The sequence below is a fragment of the Streptomyces sp. SID12501 genome, assembly GCF_010550245.1.
Classification (GTDB): Bacteria; Actinomycetota; Actinomycetes; order Streptomycetales; family Streptomycetaceae; genus Streptomyces.
In genome coordinates, this window is record NZ_JAAGLU010000347.1 from 1 (window position 1) to 556 (window position 556).

Below are 556 nucleotides of genomic sequence, written 5' to 3' on the forward strand. Positions count from 1 at the left end.
TGTGAGGGCTTCCGGATCCAGATCAGATTCCACCGTAATTTTTTCGGGGTACGGTGGCAGTATCCTGACCGGCGTGCCAGCGGTTAGGTAGGAGGCGTCAGAGGCCTTGGTCAAGATAGCGCCGACAACATTCTCCCCGGTCTTGGCAACGCACTTTATGTCAGGTATCGAATGCCATTTATTGTCCATAGGAATGGTGTCTATGAATGTTCTGTTCCTGAACAGAACCAAGGTGGGAAGGAGGGGATCCTTTTCTGTGGAGACAGGCGGCGGGCACTTCACGTGTGTCCCGTTGAATTCGCCACCACGCGGAAGAAGAAGGAAGGAAGTAGGGGAAGGATCATTCAAGGGGAAGGCTCTGGGTCCTATGGCCGCCGTCCTCGACTCGATTTTCAGGTCCTTGCCCGGGGCGACTGTGATGGTGAACTCCTCATTGGCTTTGAGGGAACGGTTAGTGAAGTTCCAGTCATCGAAGGCTCTATATTTCCTGCCCAGAGCGAGTACTTCCAGATAGGTCTGAGGGGTGTACTCATTTTTGTAATCCTGCCGCACTGAT

Annotated in this window: 1 protein-coding gene; it reads right to left on the reverse strand. The window is 53.2% G+C overall.

The window, feature by feature from the left end; translation table 11 throughout:
• On the reverse strand, positions 1 to 556 hold a 556-nt coding region (locus G3I71_RS46145; RefSeq protein ID WP_164324916.1), incomplete at both ends, for a hypothetical protein.